Here is a 24,556-nt window from a genome sequence, read left to right on the forward strand (position 1 = left end):
CGGACAGTCGCGAGAGTATTGATGTCCACGCAAAGCACGCTTGAATCCATCTACCGCAACCTGCATCGCATCCCGACCGACAAGCCCCTGTCGTCCGACGCCTCGGCCCAACTGAAGATGATGGCCGACGGCATCGACGCCGGTAAGGCCGGCCTGGTCGGCACGGGCTGGAACTTCAACGGGGCCCTGGCCTGGATTCTGGACTCGGTGAACGCCACCTCCGCCGTGGCGATAGCCGCCTACGGCTTCATGACCGACACCTCGGTGACCGGCGGCGGATTGAACTATCTGGTCTCGGCGTACGGTTCGAACCCCAACAGCCTGAACTCGGATTACTACAAGGGTTTCAGTCTCGAAAATCGCTACATCAACTTCGCTGTCAGCATCGCGACCGAGCCTTCGGCGATGACGAAGTTCAGATCGGATTTCGCCCCTCTGACCCTGGCTGAGGCCTTGAAGAAGGCCTATGGCGAGATTTTCGGCACGACCAAGACCGATGCTGAATTCTCGGCGATGCTGACGCCGGAACGCGCCGCCTACTTCGCGTCGTACGGCGGCGACGGATTGAACGGTCTGGGGACCAAGGCCGCCCTGGTGGGCTGGCTGCTGGCCGAAGCGGTCAAGTCCGATGTCGGCCCCTACGCCCAGGCGACCAGGAACCTGCTGCTCGACATCGCCGGGGACGGCGACGCGCCCAGCTCAGCGCGCTTCATGGCGAACTGGGGTCCCGGCGGCGACTACGCGCCTGGAGGAGCAGCCGATCCCGGCCTGCCTGGCGGCCGCGTCGTGATCGAGAACGATTGGAAGGTCGCGGTGAACAAGCCGGACGCTTCGTCCAACGTCCGCGCCCTGGCCACCGACGGCGACGACATCATCATCAGCAAGACCGGTCTGGCCCTCGGCGCCAGCATTTCCACCGGCGCTGGCCACGACATCATCACCATCAGCGGCGGCCTGACCCGCGGCGACATCGACGCCGGCTCCGGCAACGACATCATCACCGTCAGCGGCGCTGACGGCCAGATCACCACCGGGACCGGCCAGGACTGGGTGCAGGTCACCAGCTTCGGCCCGCTGCACAATCATGGGATCGTGCCGGACATCATCCCGACCGCGATCATCACCGATTTCGAGGCGGGCAAGGATCACGTGGGCTTCGACGCCAAGCTGGGTTCGGGCGCCAAGCTCGACATCCAGACCGCCCATCTCTGGCGCGCCGGCGCCACGCTGCAGGACGCGCTGACGGTCGTCGCCGGCCAGACGGCGGCGGGCAAGAACAGCGTGTTCGAGTGGAACGGGAACACCTACGTGTTCCACCAGAACGACAAGGCCGAACTCGATATGGAGGACGGCCTGGTCATGCTGGCCGGCGTCACCGGTCTGACGGTCGCCAACGGCCCGCAAATGGCCGGCGATATCCACTTCGGCTGATCCTGGGCCTGAGCGCGCCTTCGGGCGCGCTCAGCTTCCCACGGCCTCCAGGATCGCCTCTTCGCTGAGGTTAGGATCGGCCATCGGATTGCCGCCGCTGACCTGCTCCACCCAATCGGCGGGGGTCTTCAGCCTGGGTCGCGAGAAACGAATCCAGTCGACATCCATCCGCATGTCCACGCGGGCGGCCTTGTCGACCGAACGGTTGATGACCTCGGGGTTTTCCGGCCCGGTAGGGCGCGTGTCCGGGCTGGTGGTGTAGGCGATCAGCCCCACCTGCATCTGCGGCCGGAACTCCATGCGATAGAAGCGGTCCCGCACCTGCCACTTGGCCTGCCCCTCGGGCCGGGCCAAGGCGACCATCACCATGCCCATGCGCACCAGGCGCAACTCGACCCAGCCGGTCGGGAACGGCCGCAGCTTCAGGGACGAATAGCTGTTGACGGTGGATTTGGTCTCGGTCATCTGCCGGCCCGGCGCGTGACCGACACCGGTAGTGATGAAGTGCCAGTTCTCCGCCCGTGGACGCCAGTCGGCGGCGGTGGAGCTGTTCGGGACGCGGGCCATCAGCCCGCCAAGGGACCACGTGCCGCCCGGAATGTCGCCTTCAGCGCCCTTCACCCGCACGCGGGCGCGGACGTCGAAGTCGCCCTGCACCTCCTTGAACAGGAAGGGCGCATTCAGGTCCCGCACCCAGGCCACGTCATAGGGCTCCAGATGCAGCGCGCCGGGCGTCGTCTTGCCCAGGTCCACGGCCTTCAGCTTGTCCGGCCAGCCATATACCTCGTCGAACCGCGTCCAGCCCGCGAGCTCGGTTCCGTTGAACTCGTCGGACAGGCCGGTGAGGTCATCGTCGGCCATGGCGGGAACGCCAGCGAGAAGAAGGAGGCTGGCGAGCAGCGTGCGCATTGGCTTGGGTCTCTTGCTAAGCTTCCAGCTCGCAAGATGATCAAACGCCCCGCCCGAACCCCGCGATTATTGGCGAAGGTTTCGCGACGAGAGCACCATTAGCTTTCACGCGCCGAAATAAGTAAGCTCTTACGCCTCCAGCTCGATGTCCCAGTAGAGGTAGTCGAGCCAGCTTTCGTGCAGGTGATTGGGCGGGAATCGGCGTCCCCGCTCCTGCAGCTCGTGCATGTTCGGGCGGCGCGGCGTGTAGTGCGGCTGCATTCCGGCCTCGCGCGGCGTGCGGCCGCCCTTACTGAGATTGCAGGGCGCGCAGGCGGTGACGATGTTCTCCCAGGTCGTGCGCCCGCCCCGCGAGCGCGGAATGACGTGGTCGAAGGTCAGCTCGTCCGTCGAGGTGCAGTACTGACAGGAGAAGCTGTCGCGCAGGAACAGGTTGAAGCGGGTGAAGGCGGGGGGGCGGTCCTGAGTCACATACTGCTTCAGCGCCACGACGCTCGGCAGCTTCATCTCGAAGGACGGGGAATGGATCACGTGGTCGTAGGTCGAAACCACGTCGACCCGATCAAGGAACACCGCCTTGATCACCTCCTGCCACGGCCAGAGCGACAGGGGGTAGTAGCTGAGCGGGCGGAAGTCCGCGTTCAGCACGAGGGCGGGTGCGCCTGACGGGGGCCTCGTGAGCACCTGCATCAGACCCTCCGCCGAAGAGGGATGTACGCCACAGGACTGAAGACAGGTCTCCTTCCCTACGCCGCTCTCGGAGAATCACATCGATCCCCGATCACCCGTGAAGGATAGGCCTTTTTCGGCGACAGGCGAGTGACCGACGCCTGCCGCCCCCTCTTTTCGAGCGCTTTAGGCGCCGATCGCCGCAACCGCGCCGGCCATAAGCAGGCCCAGGGCGAGAAGATAGACCGCGGCGCTACGGTCGAAAGCACGTTCGAAAGCGTTGAGCATGACACACACTCCAAAGTTCGGACCCGCTTGGGCGGGCCCCTGTTATTGGCGCCTCGACCGTTCGAGGCACCGCCCTATCTGGACGATGCTTAGATAGCGCACATCTGAACGTTGTCAAGATGAACTTTACGACGTCCGGATCAGCCACTAGAGTAGTGACGATGAACAAGCCCGCCCCCGTCGAAAGCCGCCCCTATCACCACGGGGATTTGCGACGCGCCCTGATCGAGGCCGCGCGCCGGATTCTGGAGACGGACGGCCCGGCGGCGCTGTCGCTGCGCGGCGTGGCGCGCGAGGCCGGCGTCAGCCCGGCGGCGCCCTATCACCACTTCAAGGACAAGGGCGAACTGCTCGACGCGGTGGCCCACGAGGGTTTCGAGGCCCTGGCCGAGGCGCTGAAGGAAGCCAAGTCCAAAGCCGTGGACGTCAAGGACGCCATGGCGTCCCTGGGCGTCGCCTATGTGAAGTTCGCCGGGGCCAATCCGGCCCTGTACCGCGTCATGTCCGATTGCTCGCGCGACAAGGACGCCATGCCGGACCACCTGCATGACGATGAGGACAGCGCCTACTGCACCGTCCGCAACACCCTGGTGCAGGCGGGCCTGGAGGGCGCGACGCCGCTGGACCTGGAGCTGGCCACCATCGCCGCCTGGTGCGCGGCTCATGGCCTGGCGGAAATGAGCGGCTTTCGCCAGTTCGAGACCCTGAAGAAGGAGCTCGGCGGCGAGGAGGCCTTTCTGCGCGGGGTGCTGGAGCACCTGGGCATGTTCGCCAAGGTCATGAAGGGCTAAGGCCCTGCCCGGTTTCGTCACCCGCTTCGCCCCGTCCCCTACCGGGCGGCTTCATCGCGGACACGCCTTCTCGGCCCTGACGGCCTTCGAGGCCGCGCGCGAGGCCGGCGGCCGCTTCCTGTTGCGCATCGAGGATATCGACCGGGTCCGCTGCCGGCCGGAGTACGAGGCGGCGCTGCTGGAGGACCTGGCCTGGCTCGGCCTGTCCTGGGAGCAGCCGGTGCGGCGGCAGTCCGATCACATGGACGACTTCGAGGCGGCCCTGGACGTGCTGCGCGGCAAGGGCCTTCTCTATCGCTGTTTCAAGACCCGCAAGGAGATCGCCGAGGCCGCCGCCAGCGCCCCCCATGGCGCCGGCGAGGGATTTCGCGGCGCGCCTTTAGCTGCGGGCGAGCAAGCCGCCCTGCTGGAGGCGGGCAAGCCGTTCGCCTGGCGGCTGTCGCTATCGGCGGCGGAAGACTTCCTGGGCGGGTTCGACGGCCTGATCTTCCAAGAGCACGGCGCAGGACCGAATGGCGAGACTGGCCGGATCCTGGCCGACCCGACCTCGGCCGGCGACGTGGTGCTGGCGCGCAAGGATGTGGGCGTCGCCTATCATCTGGCCGTGGTGGTCGATGACGCCCTGCAGGGCGTCACCCAGGTGATCCGGGGCGAGGACCTGTTCGAGGCGGCGCACATCCAGCGCCTGCTGCAGGCCCTGCTCGATCTGCCGACGCCCGCCTATCGCCACCATCACCTGCTGACCGGGCCGGACGGCAAGCGCTACGCCAAGCGCGACCTGGCCGAGACCCTGGCCGAACTGCGCGAGCGCGGCGTGCGGCCGCAGGACCTGCGCGCCGAGTTGGGTTTCGCTTGAGCTTGTCCAGGGAACGGCCTAGCCCAGCGGCATGACCGCCGCCCCACGTTGGACCGCCTACGCCGCCCTGTTGTTCGGGGCCTGCGCCATCAGCCTGACGCCCATCTGGGTGCGGCTGGCCGACGCCGGTCCGGCGGCCATCGGCTTCTGGCGGCTGGCGTTCAGCGCGCCCATCCTGGCGGTCCTGATGGTCGCCAACCGCGACGCGGCCTCGCTCACCAAGCCGACGCTGCCGGGCCTGCTGGCCGGCCTGTTCCTGTGCGGCGACCTGGCGCTCTGGCACTATTCGCTGGGCTTCACCTCAGTGACCAACGCGACGGTGCTGGGCAATCTGGCGCCGATCTATGTGACCGTCATCGGCTGGTTGCTGTTCCGTGAGCGGCCGCGGGCGCTGTTCCTGGTCGGACTGGCCGCCGCCATCAGCGGGGCGGTGATCATGGCCCTGGGCGGCGGCGTGGTCCGCACGCCCGGCCCCAACCCCTTGCTCGGCGACACGCTCGCGACCATCGCCGCCGCCTGGTACGCCGGCTATCTGCTGGCCACGCGCGCCGGCCGCGCCAAGAGCACCACCTCGGCGATCATGTTCTGGTCGAGCGTGGCCGGCGCGGCGGCCTTGCTGGTGGTGGTGATGGTGATGCGCGAGCCGCTGTTGCCGGCCACCCAAGCGGGCCTGTGGGCGCTGATCGGCCTGGCGCTGACCCATGTGATCGGCCAGGGGGCCATAGCCTGGTCCCTGGGCCGCGTGCCTACGGCGGTGGCGGCGGTCACGGTGCTGATCCAGCCGGCGTTTTCAGGGACGATCGCCTGGGTGCTGTTCGGAGAAGCCCTGACCGCGCAGCAGATCCTGGGCGGGACCATCGTCCTGGCCGCCGTGGTCCTGGCCCAGTGGGCCAGCGCCCGCCGCCCTCAGCTCCCCGTCACCCAGTAGGCGTAGGTGTAGGCGGTCGCGAAGCCCGCCGCCTCGTACATGGCGATGGCCGGCGCGTTGTCGGCCTCGACCTGAAGATAGGCCCGCGTCGCGCCCTCTCCCGCCGCCGCGTGCAGCAGCGACGACAGCACCCGCCGCGCCAGCCCCTTGCGGCGATGATCGGGGGCGGTGCGCATGGCGAAGACGCCGGCCCATTCTCCCTCGACCGCCGAGGCGCCGATGGCGGCGGGGCCTTCGGCGCCCTCGATCCGCGCGAACAAGGCCGGCGGGCCGATGCGTCGCAGGGCGTCCAACCGCTCCCGCGCGTCGGCCAGGTTGCCGCCGGCGGTGGCGGTGAACACCGCCTCGAACGCCTGGTCAGGGCGAGGCTCGATCAGAACGCCCTGGTCCGCCCGCCCCACGCAGGGGCCGACCATGACCAGGGTGCGGTTGCGGGGACAGTAGCCGCGCTTCTCTAGCTGCTGGGCGAGCGTGCGCGGCGCCGTCGCGCCGTCGGTCAGCTTGAAACGGGGGGCGAGACCTCGTGAGGCGTACCACTTCTCAACCGCCTCGATGGCGGCCGGAGCCCGGCGGTCGGGACGGCCCAAGGGCCAGCAGGCGTTGATGCGCTGGGAGAAACCGACCGAGGCGTTCAGCCGCCAACCGCCCATGCGAAGCTGCTCCGCCGCGGGCCAGGCCCGGTCGGCGATGGGCTCGAGAACCTTGGGATCGACTTTCAGAGGAGGGCTCCGCAAACGAAACGAGCGCCGATCGGATGACCGGCGCCCGTTGAAACGTGTCGTCTGAAGACGCCCTAGAGGGCCTGGAGGTTCACGGCGGCGACCTTGCCGCGCTCTTCCTGCTCTTCGTAGCTGACGCGTTGACCGTCGTTCAGGGAGCTCATGCCCGCCCGCTCAACCGCGCTGATATGGACGAAAACGTCCTTGCCGCCGTTTTCGGGCTGGATGAAGCCGTAGCCTTTGGTGGTGTTGAACCACTTGACCGTACCGGTGGCCATGTGTCGCCGTCTCCCTAACTTTGCGCGCGTCAGAATTGCGCGGGGCGAAGCTGTGCACGCGAGAACGTGACGGTCAATCGCAAAACCGGCTGGATGGGGTCAGCTTTTCTCGCGGATCAACCGTTCGACGAGTTCCCTCGCCTCAGGGCTGTTCCAGTCGGCCTCACCCGCCAGGCGCGCCCGCTCACGCCCCTGCTTGTCGAAGATCAGGGTGGTGGGGAAGCCTTCGGCGCGCGGCGTCAGGCCGAAAGCCAGCTTGTAGCCCGGATCGCGATAGAGCTTCAGGGGCGGCACGGCGGCGATGTCGGCCTTGGCCAGGTTCAGGTCGTCGTCGCGATCAACGCTGACCGCCAGCACCTGCACCGGCTGGGTGGCGTAGGCCGCCTGCAGCTTGGCCAGGGTGGGCATCTCCTTCTTGCAGGGCGCGCACCAGGTGGCCCACAGGTTCACCACCACGACCTGCCCCTTGAAGTCCGCGATGGTCAGGGGTTTTCCGTCGGCGTCCGTGAAGCCGGCGACCGGCGCGGCGCGCGGCTCCTTGGGGACTTCGAGCTTGGAAAGGCTGGCCCGCTTCAGGTCGGAAAGGTTCGTCAGCCCGCCTTGGCCCGCATTGGGTTTGAACGCGGACATCGCAATGACGTATAGAACCGCCGCGACGCCGATCAGGGCGACGCCCCGAATGGCCCACTTCAGGTAGTCGGGCTTGGGTTTTTCCGCCTGGACTTCGCTCATATGACCGACAACGCCTCCAATGCGCCCTCCAATAAGGCCGAGGGCCAAGCCATGTGGGGCGGTCGATTCTCCGCCAAACCGGCCGAACTGATGCAGGCGATCAACGTCTCCATCGGATTCGACAAGCGCCTCTGGGCGCAGGATCTGGCGGGCTCTCGCGCCCACGCGGCGATGTTGTCCAGCAAGGGCGTGATTACAAGCGAAGATGCAAACGAGATCCTGAAGGGCCTCGACGCCATCGAGGGCGAGATCGAGGCCGGGACCTTCCCGTTCCGCGACGAATACGAAGACATCCACATGAACATCGAGGCGCGGCTGCGCGAGCTGATCGGCGCGACCGCCGGCCGGCTGCACACCGCCCGTTCGCGCAACGACCAGGTGGCCGTCGACTTCCGCCTGTGGGTGCGCGGCGCCTGCGAGCGGTCGGCCGCCCAGATCGAGGCGCTGCAACGCGCCCTGCTGACGACCGCCGAGGCGCACGCCGAAACCCTGATGCCGGGCTTCACCCACCTGCAGCCGGCCCAGCCGGTGACCTTCGGCCATCACCTTATGGCCTATGTGGAGATGTTCGGCCGCGACGCCTCGCGCTTCAAGGACGCCCGGGCGCGGATGAACGAGTGCCCGCTGGGCGCCGCCGCTCTCGCCGGCTCCCCCTTTCCCATCGATCGCCACCAGACGGCGGGGACGCTGGGCTTCGACCGGCCGACGGCGAACTCGCTGGACAGCGTGTCGTCGCGTGACTTCGCGCTGGAAGCCCTGTCGGCCGCCTCGATCTGCGCCACGCACCTGTCGCGCCTGGCTGAAGAGATCGTGATCTGGATGACGCCGCAGTTCGGCTTCATCAAGCTGACCGACGCCTTCACCACCGGCAGCTCGATCATGCCGCAGAAGAAGAACCCGGACGCCGCCGAGCTGATCCGCGCCAAGGTCGGCCGCATCCTGGGCTCGCTGACCACCCTGACCGTGGTGATGAAGGGCCTGCCGCTGGCCTATTCCAAGGACATGCAGGAAGACAAGGTCCCGACCTTCGAGGCCTTCGACGCCCTGGAGCTGAGCCTGCTGGCCATGGCCGGCATGGTGTCCGACCTGACCCCGAACCAGGAGCGCATGGCCGCCGCCGCCGGCGCGGGCTTCTCCACCGCCACCGACCTGGCCGACTGGCTGGTTCGCGAGCTGGGCCTGCCCTTCCGCGACGCCCACCATGTGACCGGCGCGGCGGTGAAGCGCTGCGAGGAGCTGGGCTGCGATCTGCCGGACCTGCCGCTGGCCGAGCTGCAGACGCTGAACGCGGGGATCAACGAGGGCGTCTATTCCGTTCTCACCCCTGCCGCTTCGGTCGCCAGCCGCGTAAGCTATGGCGGAACCGCCCCCACCCAGGTCCGTGCGCAGATCGCGCGCTGGAAGGAGATTCTCGCATGAACCGCAGCCTCATGATCCTCGCCCTCGCCGCCGGAACCGTGGCGCTGGCCGGTTGCGGCAAGCAGGGTCCGCTGGAGCGCCCGGCCCCGATGTGGGGCGCCGCCGCCAAGGCGCGCTATGACGCGAGCAAGTCCTCGTCCGAGGCCAACCAGCCGTCCGCGCCGAAGACCACGCGCGAACAGATGGACCCGGCCACCGCCAACCGCCCGGTGGGCGAGACCCAACTTCCCGGCATCAACGACCCGTTCGGCTCCCGTCCTAAATGAACCACTTCGAACTCCGCGACGGCGAACTCCACTGTGAGGGCGTCCCGCTGTCGCGCATCGCCGCAAGCGTCGGCACGCCGGTCTATGTCTATTCGGCGGCGACCCTGCGCCGGCACTTCAACGTCTTCCGCGACGCCCTGCGCAGCCATCCGCAGATCGGCGAGCCGCTGGTCGCCTATGCGGTCAAGGCCAACTCCAACGTCCAGGTCTTGAAGGTCCTGGCGGCGGAAGGCGCCGGCGCCGACACGGTGTCGGAAGGCGAAGTCCGCCGCGCCCTGGCGGCCGGCGTCGCCCCAGACAAGATCGTCTTCTCCGGCGTCGGCAAAACCCGCCAGGAGATCGCCTTCGCCCTGACCACCGGCGTCGCGGAGATCAACGTCGAGTCCGAGCCCGAGGTGAAGCTGATCGCCGAGGTCGCCGCCGAACTCGGCGTGAAGGCCAAGATCGCCTTCCGCGTGAACCCGGACGTCTCGGCCGGCGGCCACGCCAAGATCTCCACCGGCAAGGCGGAGAACAAGTTCGGCGTCTCGTTCGCCGAGGCCGCGCGCCTGTACGCCAACGCCTCGAACCACGCCCATCTGGAACCCGTCGGCGTCGCCTGCCACATCGGCAGCCAGATCACCGACCTCGCCCCGATGGAAGCGGCCTTCCGCAAGATGCGCGGCCTGGTCGAAAGCCTGCGGGCCGAAGGCCTGACGGTCGAGCGCCTGGACCTGGGCGGCGGCCTGGGCGTGCCCTATTTCAACCAGCCCGAACCGCCCACGCCCGCCGACTTCGCCGCCATGGTGGCCCGCGTGGTCGACGGCCTGGGCGTGCAGCTGGCCTTCGAGCCGGGCCGCGTCATCGCCGCCAACGCCGGCGTGCTGGTGGCCGAGGTGATCCACGTCCACGAGCGTCCGGAAGGCCGCCGCTTCCTGGTCCTCGACGCGGCCATGAACGACCTGATCCGTCCGGCCATGTACGACGCCTATCACGACATCCGCCCGGTGAAGCCGCGCGGGTCGGAGACGGCCGTCTATGACGTGGTGGGTCCGGTCTGCGAGACTGGAGACACCTTCACCCGCGACCGCCCCCTGCCGATCCTGGCCGGCGGCGACCTGGTGGCCTTCATGTCGGCCGGCGCCTACGGCTCGACCATGGCCAGCGAGTACAACACCCGCCCGCTGGTGCCCGAAGTGCTGGTGGACGGCGACAGGTTCGCCGTGATCCGCGCCCGCCCGACCTATGACGAGATGCTGGCGCGGGAAATGTCGGCGGAGTGGGTTTAGGGTTGGGTTGTTAAATCCTCCCCCTCTGGGGGAGGATCTAGCTAACGCACCTAATCCAGCGCGCCGATGTACGGCAGGCCGCGCATGACGCCCTGATTGTCCATGCCGTAGCCGACCAGGAAGCGGGCCGGCGCCTCCCAGGCGACGAAGTCGGGCTGGATGGCGCGTTCCTTCGGCCAGGGCTTGCGGGCGAAGACGGCGGAGATCACCTCGCTGGCGCCGGCGTCGCGCACCAGACGCACCGCCTCGCTGAGCGACAGGCCGGTGTCGAACACATCGTCCAGCACCAGCGCCTTGCGGCCCACCAGCGGGCGTTGCAGGTCGGCGCGCACCTGGCAGCGGCCGGAGGATTGGTGCGCGTCGTGATAGGACGCCAGCCATAGGGCGTCGAACCGCACATACTTGCCGCGGCGGCCCAGGGCCCGGGTCAGGTCGGCGGCGAACCAGATGCCGCCGGTCAGCAGGCAGACGGCCACCGTATCCTCGTCGACACGCGGGGCGATCTGCTCGGCGAGGGCGTCGACGCGGGCGGCGATCTCGGCCTCGGACAGCAGTTCGACGGGCGTATCAGTCATGCGAGGCCTTCTGGGCGTGAGCTTCCGGTTCGTCATGCCCTCCGGTCTTGGCCCCGCGCAAGGCCGGCGTCGCCGCATGGCTTTCGTCGGGCGCGACCGGGGCATGGGCGGCGACCGCGCCTTCCAGGTTGAAGCGGATTTCCAGATCACGCGCCGTGGACGGCGGATCCAGGATCACGACCGCGAAGTGGCGGGTCTGCCCCGCCGGGATGACGGCGTCGGGGGCGGAGGCCAGCTTGCCCGCCACGCGCTTGCCCTGCGGGTTGTAGAGCGCGACCTGCAGCGGCGGCGTGGTGACCGCCTCGGTGCGGATGTTGCGGATGACGCCGGTCACGGTGACGGCGGCGTGGCCGTCCTCCATCGACGGCTTGGCCTTCAGTTCCTCGATGACCAGGCCGACATTGTTCACCGGCATGCCGAGCATGTCGTAGATGCCGGCGGTGCGCGGCACGGCGTGGACGACGCCGGCGCGGAACACCACGGCCATCACCATGGCCAGGATCATCAGGCCGCCTGTGACCGCCCAGACGATGCCCACGGCCGTCATGCGGCGGGCCTTGCGCCTCGGATCGGGACGTGGCGGGAAAGCCGCCGGGGGGCGTCGGACGGGCCGCTGCTGATCTCGTTCAGTTCGGCTTCGATATCGTCATCGGTCGCCGGTTCGACATCGGCGAAGACGGAAGGCTCGGGCGGATCAGCAGCGGCGGGCTCGTCGTTGAAAGCGGTCCACTTGTTTCCGCACTTGGCGCAACGGACAGCGCGACCTTCCTGCCCGACCTTGTCGTCGGGCACCAAATAGCGGCTGGCGCACTTGGGGCAGGTCAGTATCATGGCGCAGAATCGGACGCTCCCGCTTGTCCCAACGAGGTCGCCGATTTCGGTCTCCATGTCCAGAAAACCGTTTGTACATTCTGAGTATTCCGGTCTCGCCGCGACGCCGGACGTCGTGCGTTTCGAAGGCGTGGCGATGCGCTATGGCCGCGCGCCCGAGACGCTGAAGGATATCGCCTTCGCCCTGCCCGCCGGCTCGTTCCACTTCCTCACCGGCCCGTCCGGCGCCGGCAAGAGCAGCCTGCTGAAGCTGATCTACCTGGCCCATCGCGCCTCGCGCGGGCGGGTGGAGCTGTTCGGTCGCGACGTCTCGACCGTGAGCGCCGCCGACCAGCCGATGATGCGTCGGCGCATCGGGGTGGTGTTCCAGGAATTCCGCATGCTCGAGCACCTGTCGGTGTTCGACAATGTCGCCCTGCCCCTGCGCATCGCCGGCCGTAAGCCGGACAGCTATCGCAACGACATCGCCGAGCTGCTGGCCTGGGTCGGGCTGGAGAACCGGATGCACGCCCTGCCCGCCACCCTGTCCGGCGGCGAGAAGCAGCGCCTGGGCATCGCCCGCGCGGTCGTGAACCGTCCCGACCTGCTGCTGGCCGACGAGCCGACCGGCAATGTCGATCACGAGATGGCCCTGCGCATCCTGCGACTGTTCGTCGAACTGAACCGCATGGGCACCACCGTGCTGATCGCCAGCCACGACGACGACCTGGTGGCCCACGCCCGCAAGTCGGTCCTGCGGCTGGAGCGCGGCCGTCTGCTGGCGCCGCCCAGCGCGTCCATCGGCAATCGCGGAGGCGAGCAGTGAGCGACGGCTTCGACATTCGCCGCTGGCGTCCCGGCCCGCTGCTGCCCAAGCGCGATGAGCGGGACTTCGCCCTGACCTTCGTGGTCGCGGTGCTGTGCCTGCTGGCCTGCCTGACCGCCCTGACCGCCATCGCCGCCGACCGTGGCGCGCGCGGCTGGTCGCGACAGTTGACGGGATCAGCCACCATCGTCGTGCGTCCGAAGGGCGCGGAGTCGCCCGACGCCGCCGCCGCCCGCGCCGCCGAGACCCTGGCTGGACTGAAGGGCGTCACCGAAGCGCGCGCCTTGGCCAAGGCCGACGCCGAGGAATTGCTGGAGCCGTGGATCGGCCGCGAGGCGCTGCTGGAGGACCTGCCCGTCCCGCGCCTCGTCACCGTCGCGCTGGATCCGGAAACGCCCGCGTCCGCCCAGTCGCTGGACTCCGCGTTGCAGGCCGCCGGCCTCGACGCCAGCGTCGATGACCATAGCCGCTGGATCGGCGACATCGAGCGCTCCGCCGCCCTGATCCGCTGGGCCGCCATCGGCGTGTTCGTCCTGATCGCCGCCGCCGCGGCGGCCACCATCGCCTTCGCCACCCGCGCCGGACTGGCCGCGCGGCGTGACGTGATCGAGGTTCTGCACCTGTCCGGGGCCAAGGCTCCGTTCATCGCGCGGCTGTTCCAGGCGCGTTTCGCACGCATGGCGGCGGTCGCGGGCTTGTTCGGCGCAGCGGGCGCGGCCATGATCGGCGCCGGACTAAGGCTCGCCGGTGGGGGCGCGGGCCTGGCGCCTGTGCTGCCGCTCGTCTGGAGCGACCTGGCCTGGCTCCTGCCGTGCCCCGCCATCGCAGCCCTGACCGCGGCCCTGGCCGCGCGCGGGGTCGCGATCCGGCTGACCGGCGAACTGGCAGGGTGATCGACAAGACATGAAGACTATCGCGGCTCTCCTCATCGCCCTGATGATCTGGGGCGTGGGCTTGCTCACCTTCGTGGCCAGGATCGACATGTCGACTCCCGCCCAGATCCCGCCCACCTCGGAGGGCATCGTCGTCCTGACCGGCGCCTCCAACGCCCGGCTAGAGGAAGGCATGCGCCTGCTCGAGGAAGGCAAGGGCGACCGCCTGCTGGTCAGCGGCGTCAACCGCGAGGCCACCCGCGCAGACATCCAGGACGTCACCGGCGCCACCAAGGGCCTCTATGACTGCTGCGTCGACCTGGGATTCACCGCCGCCGACACGGTCGGCAACGGCCGCGAAACGGCCGAGTGGGCCCGCAACCTGGGCTACAAGAGCGTGATCGTGGTCACCGCCGACTATCACATGCCCCGCGCCATGATCGAACTGCGCTCGGCGATGCCGGAGGCGGAGTTCCACGCCTATCCCATCAAGACCGACGCCGTTGACGCCCGCAGTTGGTGGAAGACGGCCGGCGGCGCCAAGCGTATGGCGTTCGAGTACTGCAAGTATCTGGCGATCCTGGGACGCGAGGCCTTCCTCAAGCTCGGGCCGGACCAGGAACGCAAGGGCTAGGAACCAGGCTTTTGATTTTGCTGCGCTCGCTGTTCTTCCTCGCCGTCTTCTATCTGATGTCGGCGCTGACCTGCCTGATCATGATCCCGCTGCTGCCCATGCCGCGCCGCGTGCTGGCGCGCGCCCTGCGGATCTGGGGCGGCGCGGTCACCTGGCTGCTGCGGACGATCTGCGGCGTGCGGGTCGAGGTTCGCGGCCTGGAGCATCGACCCACCGGCCCGGCCCTGATCGCCGCCAAGCACCAGGGGATGTTCGACATCTTCGGCCAGCTGCCGGTCCTGCCGGACGCCTGCTTCATCCTGAAGAAGGAGCTGATGCTGATCCCGTTCTTCGGCTGGTACGCGGCCCGGGATCGGATGATCGTGGTCGATCGCAGCGGCCATTCGACCGCGCTGAAGAAGCTGGTGCGCGACGCCCGCAACCGCATGACGGAAGACCGCCAGCTGGTGATCTTCCCCGAAGGCACCCGCTCCGATCCTGGCGAGCCGACCGAGTACAAGCCCGGCGTCGCCGCGCTCTATCGTGAGCTGGAGCTGCCCTGCAGCCTGCTGGCCCTGAACACCGGCGTCCACTGGCCGCGCAAGGGCTTCAAGATCCACCCGGGGACCATCGTGTTCGAATATCTGCCGCCGATCCCGGCCGGGCTGAAGCGCGGCGAGTTCATGCGCGAGATGCAGACGCGGATCGACGCCGCCTCCAACGCCCTGGTGGCCGAGAGCGTCTAGGCCGCCTCCCGCGCCTCGACCATGGCGAGCAGGCCTTCCATGCCTTGGTCGCGCACGCCTTCCTCGCGCAGGTGGATCACCAGATCGCGCAGATAGTCGATGTTGCGGCCGGACAGCCCCTTGGCGCCGGCGATCAGGTCGGCCTGCTGCTCGTCGGTCAGCGCCCCCGCCCATTGAGGGTGGCCCTTGTCGGACAGGAAGACCAGCACCGGCTCGCGCCGCCCGCCATTGATCCGCGCCTCGCGCCAGGCCTCGACATAGGTCTCGGTCGGCTGCTCACGTTCGCGCAGATAGGCGTAGGTCTCAGGCCACTCCGCGGCGGCCACCCGATAGGCCACGCCGCGCACCGCGCCGCCTGGCGCGAGCCCCAGGACTAGACCTGGACGCTCATAAGTGCCCCTGTGGTGGACCGAATAGATGCAGAATGCGCGTCGTCGGCCATGGAGCACAGCCGTTTTGCGTTCTAGATACTGGAACCCGGGCCGCCACATCAGCGATCCATAACCGAACACCCAGCGGTCGCCGCTCGAAGCGGCCGCTACGTCATCGCCCAATTTCAACTCCCGATGCTCGGCGCCCTTTAAAATGACCCTGCCCGATCCGATCCCCGCCCGTAAACCCCGTCGGCTTCTGCTGATCGCTCCCTATGTGGTTCTGCTGATCGCGATCATCGTCTGGTCGGTGGTCTGGGTCTGGCTGCGCGGCGAGGCGGAACGGCGCGTGGACGCTGAAACGGCGCGTCTGCGGACGGTCGGCTATGACATCGCCTGGGCCAACCGCAAGATCGGCGGCTACCCGTTCCGCCTGGATGTCGAGTTCGACAACCTCCGCATCACCGAGCCGTCCGGCTGGGGCCTGTCCGCGCCGATCCTCAAGGGCGAGGCGGAGGTGTTCAACCTGCGCCACTGGGTCGGGACCGCGCCGCAGGGCGCCATGCTGACCCGGCCGCTCGGCGGTTCGGTGACCATCACGGGCGAAGCCCTGCGCGCCAGCATCGCCGGCCCCGAAGGCGCCCCGCCGCGAATCTCTGTCGAGGGCGTCGGCCTGACATTCTCGCCGGGCGCCGGAGCCGAGGACTATCCGATCCGCTCGGCCGGCAAGCTGGAGATTCATCTGCGTCCCGGCCCCGACGACCAGGCCGCCTTCATGCTGAAGGTCGAGGGCGCCCGCGTGAAGTTCGACGATCAGGTCCTGGACCGGGTCGCTCAGGACGAGCCCGCGACTCTGCTGGCCGACGTGGTGTTCAGCAAGTTCAGCGCCCTGAACGGCCACGGCTGGCGCGAGGCGGTGCAGCGCTGGGCGGCCGCCGGCGGTCAGGTCACCGTGCGCCGGGCCGAGATCAGCACCAAGGACGGCGGCCTGAACAGCCAGTCTGGCCTGCTGGGCGTGGGTCCGGACGGCGTCATGGTCGGCCGCATCGACGCCGCGCTCGGCGCCCAGGGCGCGACGGGCGGCCTGATCGGCTCGACCTTCAAGTTCGAGAACGGCGAAACCCGACTGTCTGGTCAAACCATGGGCAAGGCGCCGCGCATATACTGAGACGCGCTGCGCCGACCGACGCAATTTCCTTGCGCTGAAGAGCGCGGTTGCGCCCCGCCGCGCAAAGACTATGTTCCGCTCCTCGATTTTGGGGAATGAAATGGACAACGCGCCCAGCGACGCGCCCTCGCTCGAAGAGGTCCGATGGCGGCTCGACGCCATCGACGCTGAACTGCTCAAGCTGATCGACGAGCGCGCCGGCCTGGCCCGCGCCGTGGCGACCGCCAAGGCGGCGGCGGGGGAAGCGGGCCGTTTCGGCCTGCGCCCCGACCGTGAAGCCCAGATCGTCCGCAGCCTGCTGGCCAAGCCGCGCGAGGCCGCCAGCAACGGCCTGGTCCTGCGCATCTGGCGCGAGATCATGGCCGAAAGCCTGTCCCGCCAAGGGCCCTTCCATCTGTCGGTCTTCGGCGGCCGCGAACCGGCCCGCACCGTCGAACTGGCCCGCCTGCGCTTCGGCGCCGCGCCGCGCCTGGCGCAGGCCGCCAAGGCCGAGGACGCCATCGCCGCCGCCCGCACGCCCGGCGGGGTCGCCATCCTGGCGCTGAATTCCGAAACGCCCTGGTGGGGCCGCCTGCTGGCCGAGCCCAAGGTGAAGGTGTTCGCCGCCCTGCCCTGCCTGTCCGCCTGGGGGCCGACCGGCGCCCTGGCCGCGGCCGAGGTGAACGTCGAACCGACCGGCGAGGACGAGACCTTCTGGGTCACCGACGCCCCCGGCTCGGCCCAGGCCGTGACCGACAGGCTGGCGCAGGATGGCGTGGCCGCTGAACTGGTGGCCGACGCCGGCGGTCTGAAGCTGTTCTCCCTGTCGGGCTTCTACCAGCCGCAGGATGACCGCCTGGCCCGTGCCCCCGGCGGCCTGACCGGCGTAATCGGTGCTGCGCCGCTTTCCTTCGACGTGTAGTAAGCCGGACCATGACTGACCGATCCGCCGCCGACCGCCCGATCCCCAAGCCGGGCGTCCTGGAAATCGCCGCCTATGTGGGCGGCAAGTCCAAGGTCGAAGGCGTCGCGCATCCGGTCAAACTGTCGTCCAACGAGAACGTCCTGGGCTGCAGCCCGGCGGCGCGCGAGGCCTACGTGGCCGGCGCCGATCGCCTGCACATCTATCCCGACAGCCGGGCCGAGGGACTGCGCGCCGCCATCGCCGGCAAGTACGGCCTGGAGCCCGAGCGTCTGATCTTCGGCGACGGCTCGGACGAGCTGTTCACCCTGCTGTGCCAGACCTATCTGGAGCCGGGCGACAACGCGGTGATGGGCGAGCACGGGTTCGCCGCCTATCCCATCGCCATCCGCGCCGCCCAGGCGGAAGTCCGCATGGCGCGTGAGCCGAACCACCGCATGGACGTGGACGCGGTGTTGGAGCTGGTGGACGAGCGCACCCGCCTGGTCTTCGTCGCCAATCCCGGCAATCCGACCGGCACCTGGATATCCGGCGAGGAAGTACGCCGCCTGCACGCCGCCCTGCCGGCCAGCGTGCTGCTGGTGCTGGACGAGGCCTATTCCGAATTCGCCCGCTCGCCCGACTTCGAGTGCGGCCATGAGCTGGCGCGGACCTCGCGCAACATCATCGTCACCCACACCTTCTCCAAGCTGCACGGCCTGGCGGCCCTGCGCGTGGGCTGGGGTTATGGAACGGCGGAGATGATCGACGCGATGGACCGCATCCGTCCGCCGTTCAACACCTCGATCCCCGCTCAGGAAGCGGCCATCGCGGCCCTGGCCGACGACGATTTCCAGCAGCGCTCCATCGCGCATGTGGAGCAGTGGCGCGATTGGCTGACCCAGCAGCTGGGCGGCATCGGGCTGGAAGTCGGCCCTTCGGCCACCAATTTCATCCTTATCAGCTTCCCCGCCACGCCCGGAAAGACGGCCAAGGACGCCGACGCCTTCCTGTCGTCCAAGGGCTACATCCTGCGTTCCGTCGCCAGCTACGGCCTGACCGACTGCCTGCGCCTGACCATCGGGCTTGAGGAGCACAACCGCGCGGTCGCCGACCTGCTGGCCCAGTTCATGGGCGCGGATCGATGACCACGCCGATCCTGTACCCGCGTCTGGCGATCATCGGCTGCGGTCTGATCGGCTCGTCCGTCGCCCTCGCCGCGCGTGAAGCGGGCGTGGTCGGCGAGATCGTCATCGCCGACGCCAGCGAGGCCGCCCGCCAGACCATCGTCGAGCTGAAGCTGGCCGAGCACGTCACCGGCGATATCCGCGAGGCGGTCACCGACGCCGACCTGGTGATCTTCGCCACCCCGGTCCTGGCCATCGCCGATGCGGCCGAGGCGGCCGTCGGCGCCTACAAGCCCGGCGCGACCATCAGCGACGTGGGCTCGGTCAAGGCCGCCGTCAGCGAGGCCCTGCGCGCCCGCACCGACGACAGCGTCTTCGTCATTCCCGGCCACCCCATCGCCGGCACAGAGCATTCCGGCCCCGCCGCCGGCTTCGCCGAACTGTTCAAGGGCCGCTGGACCATCCTGACCCCGCAGGAGCGCGAGGACGCGCCCTACCTCGACGCGGTGGGCAAGCTGGCCGCCTTCTGGCGCAGCCTGGGGTCGCAGGTCGAGCTGATGGAGGAAAAGCACCACGATCTGGTGCTGGCCGTCACCAGCCACCTGCCGCACCTGATCGCCTACAACATCGTCGGCACCGCGGCCGATCTGGAAGAGGTCACCGAGAGCGAGGTGATGCGCTACTCGGCCTCGGGCTTCCGGGATTTCACCCGCATCGCCGCGTCCGATCCGACCATGTGGCGGGACATCTTCCTGACCAACAAGGACGCGGTGCTGGAGATGCTGGGCCGGTTCACCGAGGACCTTCAGGCCCTGTCCCGCGCGATCCGCTGGGGCGAAGGCGACAAGCTGCACGAGCTGTTCACCCGCACCCGCGCCATCCGCCGTGGCATCATCGACATGGGTCAGGACAGCGCCGAGTCCAACTTCGGTCGGGATCGCGGCAAGCACTGACGCTTCGTCGCGCCCGCCGCGCCGTTCGTCGCACCGTTGTGGCGTTCGTCGCGCCGCCGCCTATCAGCACGGCTCCGCTCCGCTTAAGGCCGTTTTCCCATGCGCAAGTTCCTGATCCTCTCCGCCAGCCTCGTCGTCCTCGCCGGCTGCGGAAAGAGCGCCGAGAAGACCGAGACGAGCGAGGCCGCCGCGGTGGAAGGCGGCAAGACGCCCGAGTTGACCGCCCTGGGCCGCATCAAGGTCCGTCCCGGTCTGTGGGAATCGAATGTCACGGGTGACGACGAGCCCGTCCGCTCCCAGGCCTGCATCGGCGACGACGGCCTGCTGGTCGGACCCGAGGACATGCCGGAAAATCCGGCCTGCAGGCCGACGGTCAAGACCTATCCCGGCGGCGTGCGCCTGACGTCGGACTGCACGCAGAACGACATCCGCATGCAGATCGACATGAATTATCGCATCAGCGACACGTCCGCCTCGGGCGACCTGAACATGACCATCACGCCGAAGGATCAGCCGGCCGACACCTCGACCCTGCGAATGACCAGCAAATGGGTCGCCGCCGCCTGCCCCGCCGACCTGCCGGCGGGCGACATGAAGGTCCTGGACTAGGCGCGCGGGCGGCCCATCAGCTCCTTCACCCGCCGATCGACGCGATCCAGGCCGGCGGAGACGTCCTGCGTCTCGTTCAGCAGCTTGAGCAGATCCTTGAGGGCGGCGGTGTCGATGCGGCGGATCGGCTTGTCGCGCGCCCACTCGTAACCGATCACCTGGCCCAGCTTGCAGGCCTTGATACGAACGGCGTTGCGGGCGGCGGGCGCGGCGCGGGCCATCATCTGGCTGGCGACGTCGTTCCAGTTGGGCGAGCCTGGCTTGCAGCGATAAAGCGGAAGCCCGCCGCACTCCCCCGTCCAGAACCGCCGATACCAGATGGGATGCTCCGGCCGCTCATAGCTGAGCCCGTCGCTGGCCGAGACCAGGCTGCGGCAGTCCGCGCGGACGAACTCGTCGGCACGCGCCGCCGCTGCCGACAGCAGGACGATCAGGCCGAGGCCCCAGAATTTGACCACGCTGCGCTTCTCCTAACGCGCCCCCGCGGCTTGGGTAAACCGTTCCGGGGATTGGAGAAAGCGTCACAGTCGTCGTTCTGTCACATCAAGCCGCCAGGCCGCCGTCAGGACCAGCCCCGCGAGCCCCGCGACCAGCGCCACCAGCCCGCCCCAGCCGATGGCGGAGAAGACGTGGCCGCCGCTCGACCCGACGATGCTGGAGCCCAGATAGTAGAACAGCAGGTACAGCGAGGCGGCCTGCGCCTTGGCGGGTCCCGCCAGCCGCCCGACCCAGCCAGACGCCAGGGCGTGACCGCCGAAGAAGCCCGCCGTCACCAGCGCCACGCCCAGCACGGTCAGGGCCACGTTGGCGCTCAGGGTCAGGGCCGCGCCAGCCGCGATCAGCATCGCCGCCGCCGCCAGGACCAACCCTCGCCCCAGCTTGCCGCCCAGGGAGCCGAACAGCGGCGAGGCCGGCACGCCCGCTAGATAAACCAGGAAAATCGAGGCCACAGCGGCGTGACTGAGGTGGAACGGCGCGCCCAGCAGGCGGAAACCCACATAGTTGTAGAGCGTCACGAACCCGCCCATCAGGCAGAAGCCGCAGACCAGAAGCCACGGCAGCCCTGGCGTGCGCAGGCTGGCGGCGTAGTCGCGCACCTGCTGGCGCACGGTCAGGTCGGCGCGCGCCCTGAACCGTCGTGACGGCGGCAGAAGCTTCACGAACACCACCGCGGCGGCCAGCCCGGCCAGGCCCACGCCGCCGACGGCCATGCGCCAGTCGCCGGTGAAGTCGGCCAGCAGGCCGCTGAGCAGCCGCCCGCTCATGCCGCCCACGGCCGTGCCGCCGACATAGAGGCCCATGATCGAACCCAGAGCCTCGGCCTTCGCCTCCTCCGCCAGATAGGTCATGGCGATGGCGGGGACGCCGGCCAGGGCGATCCCCAGCAAGGTTCGCGCGACCAGCAGGCTCGGCCAGTTCGGCGCGAGGGCGGCGATCAGGGTCAAGGCCGCCGAGGCGAACAACGAGACGGTCATCAGCGTCTTGCGCCCCACCCGGTCCGCGATCGCCCCCGCCGCCAGCAACGAGACCGCCAGAGCGGCGGTGGACAGGGATAGGGCGAAAGAGCTGTCGGCGGGGTTCAGGCCAAAGCCGTCCGCGAACAGCGGCATCAGCGGCTGGACGCAGTAGAGCAGCGCGAAAGTGGCGAAGCCGGCGGCGAACAGGGCGATGGACACTCGGCGGTATTCCGGCGAGCCGCGGGTGAAGCCCTCGCTCACTGATCTTCCTTGAGGAACTCGGCGGTCGCCTCGATGGCCTCGACCAGGCTGACGCGCTGGATCTCCACCCCTTCGGGCAGGCTGGCGAACAGGCGGGTGGGCGCGGCGGCGTCGAGCATGACGAACACGCCCTTGTCATCCGCCCGGCGGATCAGGCGGCCAAAGGCCTGGGAGATGCGGGCGCGGGCGGTGGCGTCGTCATAGCTCTTGCCCCCGAATCGTTGGCGGCGGGCCTTGTGCAGCAGGTCGGGGCGCGGCCACGGCACGCGGTCGAAGACCAGCAGGCGCAGGGAGCGGCCCGGCACGTCCACGCCATCCCGAACGGCGTCCGTGCCCAGCAGGCAGGCATCCCGCTCGGCGCGGAAGATGTCGACCAGGGCGCCGACCTCCAGCGGATCGACGTGCTGGGCGTAGAGCGCCAGGCCCTTGTCGGCCAAGGGCGCGGCGATCCGCTCATGCACCGCCTTCAGGCGGCGGATGGCGGTGAACAGGCCAAGGCCCCCGCCCCCGGCGGCCAGGAACAGCTCGCGCATGGCGGCGGACACCTGGCGCGGGTCGTCGCGGCCCACGTCGGTCACCACGAAGGCGCGGGCGTTGTTGGCGTAGTCGAACGGCGAGGCCAGGCGCAGCAGCTTGGGCGGGTCAGGCAGGCGCGCCGCGCCGGTGCGCATCTCCGCCAGGGCGAAGGGGTCGTCGGCCGAGGGATCGGTCAGGGTGGCGCTGGTCACCAGCACGCCGTGGGCCCGCGACAGGACGGCGGCCTGCAGCGGCTGGGTGGGGTCGACCCAGTGGCGGCGGCAGGCGGCGTCGACCACCCGGCCATAGAGGAAGGTCGCCTCGAACCAGTCGACGAACTCGGGGTCGTCCTCGCTGTCCTCGTCGATGGCCTTCAGCATGGAGCGCCAGGCCGGCAGGGTCATGCGCGCCCGGCGGTCCAGGCCGCGCAGCGCCCCTTCGATGCGGGCGCGCTCGGACGTCGGCAGGGTGTCGGTATCCTCGTCGAGCACGTCTTCCAGGTGCCGGGCGAGGGCCAGCAGCGGCGCCTCGACGGCCGCGATGGCGCGGGCGGCCTCGGCGGCGGTCTGACGGACCATGTCGAGGGCCGGACGGGCCGCGCATTCCATGCCAACATCGGAGGCCGTGGCGCGGGCGCGCAGCTGTTCCAGCACCACGACCAGGAAGGCCTCGATCGGGCCGATGGGGTTCGCCTGGCCGTCGGGCGGGGCGACGCGGCCGGACCAGCCCTCGCCCGGCAGGGCGGCGGCGGCGTGCAGGGCGGCGCGCAGGGCGTCCCGCGCGGTCTCCCGGTCGCCCAGGATGTCCAGCAGCCGGGCCTCCAGCCCCCTGCCCCGCCGGCCGCGCCCCTCGGGACCCCGGATCCAGCGGCGCAGCTCGGCCAACTCCGCGCCCGACAGCGCCGACGAGAACGCGCTGTCGGCGGCCTCGAACAGGTGGTGGCCTTCGTCGAAGACGATGCGCTTCAGCGTCGTCGTCTCCACATCGGTCTTCAGCCCCTTGGCCGAGCGCGCGCCGTCGAAGGCGGCCTGGGTCATGACCAGGGCGTGGTTGGCGATGACGATGTCCGCCCGGCGGGAGGCGCGGACCGCCTTCTCCACGAAGCAGACGCGATAGTGCTGGCAGCCGGCGTGGACGCACTCGCCGCGCCGGTCGACCAGGTTGGCGGCGCTGGCCTGCATGGACGGCTGCACCGCGAACAGGGTCGGCAGCCAGGCCGGGAAATCGCCGCCGGTCATGTCGCCGTCGCGGCTGGCGCGGATCCAGCGGGCGGTCAGGCCCATGCCGATCAAGTCGGAGCCGCCCAGCTGTCCGGCGTTGCTCTGCTCCTGGAAGTTCAGCAGGCACAGGTAGTTCTCGCGCCCCTTGCGGACCACGGCCTTCTTGGCCCGCACCGCCGGGTCGGGAAAGATCGAGGCGCTTTCCCGCTCGATCTGCCGCTGCAGGGCGCGGGTGTAGGTGGAGACCCACACCGCCGGGCCGTTGGCCTCGGCCCACAGGGAGGCCGGGGCCAGATAGCCCAGGGTCTTGCCGACCCCGGTGCCCGCCTCGGCCAGCATCATGCGCGGCTCGCCCTCGCGGTCGCGGGGCTGGAAGGCGTAGGCGGTCTCGGACGCGAACTCGGCCTGGGAGGGCCGGGCCTCGTCCAGGCCGGAGCGTTGCAGCAGGGAGGCCAGCCGGTCGGCGGCGCCCTGGGGGCTGATCGGCTTGGAGCCGGCCTCGCCCAGCGGCGCCTGATCCTCCCACTCCGGAATGCGGCTCCAGACATCCAGACCGCTGCTGCGGAAGGCGTTGCCCACGGGATAGGAGCGCAGCGCCCCGATCACCGGCGGCCCCCAGGCCCAGCCGCCCTTGGCCAGGGTCTCGGCCAGGGCCAGGGCCTCCTCCCGCGTCGGCCAGGGGGTCTGGGCGATCTCGGCCAGCAGCAGCTCGCACACCTTGCGCAGGGCCTGCGCCTGCTCCACCGCGCCCTTCGGCTCGGGCAGGCCTAGCGCCAGGGCCAGGCCGGCGGCGGACGGGGCGCAGAACCGCGCGGGGCGGACAAAGGCGTAGAGCTCCAGCGCGTCGAAGATGCGGCCCGAGCGCATGGGCGAATGCAGGCCCAGCCGCCGCGCGGTCATGCCCGCGTGGGCGACCAGCACCGGCCCCTGCTCCAGCAGGTCGCGCGCATCTGGCGGGCGCAGGGCGCGCGGCCCCGCCGCATCCGCCACCCCGCCGC

28 protein-coding genes are annotated in these 24,556 nt (G+C 69.4%); 16 read left to right on the top strand and 12 right to left on the bottom strand.

Translation table 11 applies throughout. From position 1 onward, the window contains the following. The first annotated feature begins 21 nt into the window (after window positions 1-21). Entirely contained in the window at window positions 22-1,431 is a 1,410-nt protein-coding gene (locus tag ABOZ73_RS02525; RefSeq protein ID WP_369060450.1) for a hypothetical protein, read from the top strand. A 30-nt stretch (window positions 1,432-1,461) separates the two neighbouring features. On the opposite strand, the gene ABOZ73_RS02530 is transcribed toward ABOZ73_RS02525, so the two are convergent. Both ABOZ73_RS02530 and ABOZ73_RS02535 read right to left on the bottom strand, forming a co-directional pair. Further along, on the bottom strand, window positions 1,462-2,340 hold the full coding sequence (locus ABOZ73_RS02530; protein ID WP_369060451.1) for a hypothetical protein: 879 nt from the start codon (window positions 2,338-2,340) through the stop codon (window positions 1,462-1,464). A 129-nt stretch (window positions 2,341-2,469) separates the two neighbouring features. Beyond that, window positions 2,470-3,033 carry an HNH endonuclease gene (locus tag ABOZ73_RS02535; RefSeq protein ID WP_369062470.1) on the bottom strand — a complete coding sequence of 188 codons (564 nt, stop codon included), beginning with the start codon at window positions 3,031-3,033 and terminating at the stop codon, window positions 2,470-2,472. Between the two features lie 425 nt (window positions 3,034-3,458). Here ABOZ73_RS02535 and ABOZ73_RS02540 point away from each other — a divergent pair, with 425 nt between their 5' ends. The 3 genes from ABOZ73_RS02540 to ABOZ73_RS02550 are packed head-to-tail and all read left to right on the top strand — an operon-like array spanning window position 3,459 to window position 5,872. Further along, window positions 3,459-4,088, top strand: coding sequence for a TetR/AcrR family transcriptional regulator (locus ABOZ73_RS02540; protein ID WP_369060452.1), 630 nt, complete (start codon window positions 3,459-3,461; stop codon window positions 4,086-4,088). A gap of 4 nt (window positions 4,089-4,092) precedes the next feature. Continuing rightward, on the top strand, window positions 4,093-4,944 hold the full coding sequence (gene gluQRS / locus ABOZ73_RS02545; RefSeq protein WP_369062471.1) for a tRNA glutamyl-Q(34) synthetase GluQRS: 852 nt from the start codon (window positions 4,093-4,095) through the stop codon (window positions 4,942-4,944). Between the two features lie 31 nt (window positions 4,945-4,975). Continuing rightward, on the top strand, window positions 4,976-5,872 hold the full coding sequence (locus tag ABOZ73_RS02550) for a DMT family transporter (protein ID WP_369060453.1): 897 nt from the start codon (window positions 4,976-4,978) through the stop codon (window positions 5,870-5,872). Here the strand turns inward: ABOZ73_RS02550 and ABOZ73_RS02555 are convergent. The 3 genes from ABOZ73_RS02555 to ABOZ73_RS02565 form a co-directional block, all read right to left on the bottom strand. After that, a complete protein-coding gene (locus tag ABOZ73_RS02555) occupies window positions 5,851-6,606 on the bottom strand; it encodes a GNAT family N-acetyltransferase (protein WP_369060454.1) in 756 nt (251 codons plus the stop codon). The genes ABOZ73_RS02550 and ABOZ73_RS02555 overlap by 22 nt on opposite strands. A gap of 59 nt (window positions 6,607-6,665) precedes the next feature. Next, window positions 6,666-6,869, bottom strand: a complete 204-nt coding sequence (locus ABOZ73_RS02560) for a cold-shock protein (protein WP_369060456.1) — start codon at window positions 6,867-6,869, stop codon at window positions 6,666-6,668. A gap of 99 nt (window positions 6,870-6,968) precedes the next feature. After that, complete coding sequence (locus ABOZ73_RS02565; RefSeq protein ID WP_369060458.1) at window positions 6,969-7,601, bottom strand: TlpA family protein disulfide reductase; 633 nt, start codon at window positions 7,599-7,601, stop codon at window positions 6,969-6,971. Here ABOZ73_RS02565 and argH point away from each other — a divergent pair, their 5' ends adjacent. The 3 genes from argH to lysA are packed head-to-tail and all read left to right on the top strand — an operon-like array spanning window position 7,602 to window position 10,554. Next, a complete protein-coding gene (gene argH / locus ABOZ73_RS02570; protein WP_369060460.1) occupies window positions 7,602-9,020 on the top strand; it encodes an argininosuccinate lyase in 1,419 nt (472 codons plus the stop codon). Further along, the gene (locus tag ABOZ73_RS02575) at window positions 9,017-9,286 is read left to right on the top strand and encodes a lipoprotein (protein ID WP_369060462.1); all 270 of its coding nucleotides are present in this window, start codon (window positions 9,017-9,019) and stop codon (window positions 9,284-9,286) included. The genes argH and ABOZ73_RS02575 overlap by 4 nt, the downstream gene beginning before the upstream one ends. Next, a complete protein-coding gene (gene lysA, locus ABOZ73_RS02580) occupies window positions 9,283-10,554 on the top strand; it encodes a diaminopimelate decarboxylase (RefSeq protein WP_369060464.1) in 1,272 nt (423 codons plus the stop codon). Before ABOZ73_RS02575 ends, lysA begins: the two co-directional genes overlap by 4 nt. A gap of 50 nt (window positions 10,555-10,604) precedes the next feature. On the opposite strand, the gene ABOZ73_RS02585 is transcribed toward lysA, so the two are convergent. Genes ABOZ73_RS02585 through ABOZ73_RS02595 form a run of 3 tightly spaced genes read right to left on the bottom strand, consistent with a single transcriptional unit; the run spans window position 10,605 to window position 12,017 of the window. Next, window positions 10,605-11,129 carry a phosphoribosyltransferase gene (locus tag ABOZ73_RS02585; protein ID WP_369060466.1) on the bottom strand — a complete coding sequence of 175 codons (525 nt, stop codon included), beginning with the start codon at window positions 11,127-11,129 and terminating at the stop codon, window positions 10,605-10,607. Beyond that, the gene (locus tag ABOZ73_RS02590; protein WP_369060468.1) at window positions 11,122-11,676 is read right to left on the bottom strand and encodes a DUF3426 domain-containing protein; all 555 of its coding nucleotides are present in this window, start codon (window positions 11,674-11,676) and stop codon (window positions 11,122-11,124) included. Before ABOZ73_RS02590 ends, ABOZ73_RS02585 begins: the two co-directional genes overlap by 8 nt. Next, window positions 11,673-12,017, bottom strand: a complete 345-nt coding sequence (locus tag ABOZ73_RS02595) for a zinc-ribbon domain-containing protein (protein WP_369060469.1) — start codon at window positions 12,015-12,017, stop codon at window positions 11,673-11,675. The genes ABOZ73_RS02590 and ABOZ73_RS02595 overlap by 4 nt, the downstream gene beginning before the upstream one ends. On the opposite strand from ABOZ73_RS02595, the gene ftsE reads away from it, so the two are divergent. Genes ftsE through ABOZ73_RS02615 form a run of 4 tightly spaced genes read left to right on the top strand, consistent with a single transcriptional unit; the run spans window position 12,016 to window position 14,996 of the window. Next, window positions 12,016-12,765 (top strand): cell division ATP-binding protein FtsE, encoded by a 750-nt coding sequence (ftsE, locus tag ABOZ73_RS02600; RefSeq protein WP_369060471.1) that lies wholly within the window; start codon window positions 12,016-12,018, stop codon window positions 12,763-12,765. The genes ABOZ73_RS02595 and ftsE overlap by 2 nt on opposite strands. Further along, the gene (locus ABOZ73_RS02605) at window positions 12,762-13,658 is read left to right on the top strand and encodes a cell division protein FtsX (protein WP_369060473.1); all 897 of its coding nucleotides are present in this window, start codon (window positions 12,762-12,764) and stop codon (window positions 13,656-13,658) included. The genes ftsE and ABOZ73_RS02605 overlap by 4 nt, the downstream gene beginning before the upstream one ends. A 10-nt stretch (window positions 13,659-13,668) precedes the next feature. Then, window positions 13,669-14,271, top strand: a complete 603-nt coding sequence (locus tag ABOZ73_RS02610; protein ID WP_369060475.1) for a YdcF family protein — start codon at window positions 13,669-13,671, stop codon at window positions 14,269-14,271. Between the two features lie 11 nt (window positions 14,272-14,282). After that, the gene (locus ABOZ73_RS02615; RefSeq protein ID WP_369060477.1) at window positions 14,283-14,996 is read left to right on the top strand and encodes a lysophospholipid acyltransferase family protein; all 714 of its coding nucleotides are present in this window, start codon (window positions 14,283-14,285) and stop codon (window positions 14,994-14,996) included. Here ABOZ73_RS02615 and ABOZ73_RS02620 read toward each other — a convergent pair. Continuing rightward, on the bottom strand, window positions 14,993-15,487 hold the full coding sequence (locus ABOZ73_RS02620) for a gamma-glutamylcyclotransferase (RefSeq protein WP_369062472.1): 495 nt from the start codon (window positions 15,485-15,487) through the stop codon (window positions 14,993-14,995). The genes ABOZ73_RS02615 and ABOZ73_RS02620 overlap by 4 nt on opposite strands. Window positions 15,488-15,581: 94 nt before the next feature. Here ABOZ73_RS02620 and ABOZ73_RS02625 point away from each other — a divergent pair, with 94 nt between their 5' ends. From ABOZ73_RS02625 to ABOZ73_RS02645, 5 genes are all read left to right on the top strand, one after another. Continuing rightward, window positions 15,582-16,535 (top strand): DUF2125 domain-containing protein, encoded by a 954-nt coding sequence (locus ABOZ73_RS02625; RefSeq protein ID WP_369060479.1) that lies wholly within the window; start codon window positions 15,582-15,584, stop codon window positions 16,533-16,535. A 100-nt stretch (window positions 16,536-16,635) separates the two neighbouring features. Next, window positions 16,636-17,436, top strand: coding sequence for a chorismate mutase (locus ABOZ73_RS02630; protein ID WP_369060481.1), 801 nt, complete (start codon window positions 16,636-16,638; stop codon window positions 17,434-17,436). Between the two features lie 11 nt (window positions 17,437-17,447). Continuing rightward, window positions 17,448-18,563, top strand: a complete 1,116-nt coding sequence (gene hisC, locus ABOZ73_RS02635) for a histidinol-phosphate transaminase (protein ID WP_369060483.1) — start codon at window positions 17,448-17,450, stop codon at window positions 18,561-18,563. Next, the gene (locus ABOZ73_RS02640; protein WP_369060485.1) at window positions 18,560-19,495 is read left to right on the top strand and encodes a prephenate/arogenate dehydrogenase family protein; all 936 of its coding nucleotides are present in this window, start codon (window positions 18,560-18,562) and stop codon (window positions 19,493-19,495) included. Before hisC ends, ABOZ73_RS02640 begins: the two co-directional genes overlap by 4 nt. Before the next feature lie 99 nt (window positions 19,496-19,594). Beyond that, window positions 19,595-20,104, top strand: a complete 510-nt coding sequence (locus ABOZ73_RS02645) for a DUF3617 domain-containing protein (RefSeq protein WP_369060486.1) — start codon at window positions 19,595-19,597, stop codon at window positions 20,102-20,104. Here ABOZ73_RS02645 and ABOZ73_RS02650 read toward each other — a convergent pair. From ABOZ73_RS02650 to ABOZ73_RS02660, 3 genes are all read right to left on the bottom strand, one after another. Further along, a complete protein-coding gene (locus ABOZ73_RS02650; RefSeq protein WP_369060488.1) occupies window positions 20,101-20,562 on the bottom strand; it encodes a hypothetical protein in 462 nt (153 codons plus the stop codon). The two genes, ABOZ73_RS02645 and ABOZ73_RS02650, sit on opposite strands and share 4 nt — an antisense overlap. A gap of 63 nt (window positions 20,563-20,625) precedes the next feature. Next, a complete protein-coding gene (locus ABOZ73_RS02655) occupies window positions 20,626-21,822 on the bottom strand; it encodes an MFS transporter (protein WP_369060490.1) in 1,197 nt (398 codons plus the stop codon). Then, window positions 21,819-24,548, bottom strand: a complete 2,730-nt coding sequence (locus ABOZ73_RS02660; protein WP_369060491.1) for an ATP-dependent DNA helicase — start codon at window positions 24,546-24,548, stop codon at window positions 21,819-21,821. The genes ABOZ73_RS02655 and ABOZ73_RS02660 overlap by 4 nt, the downstream gene beginning before the upstream one ends. Window positions 24,549-24,556: the final 8 nt, after the last annotated feature.

Origin of the sequence: Caulobacter sp. 73W (assembly GCF_041021955.1) — a bacterium.
Taxonomy (GTDB): domain Bacteria; phylum Pseudomonadota; class Alphaproteobacteria; order Caulobacterales; family Caulobacteraceae; genus Caulobacter.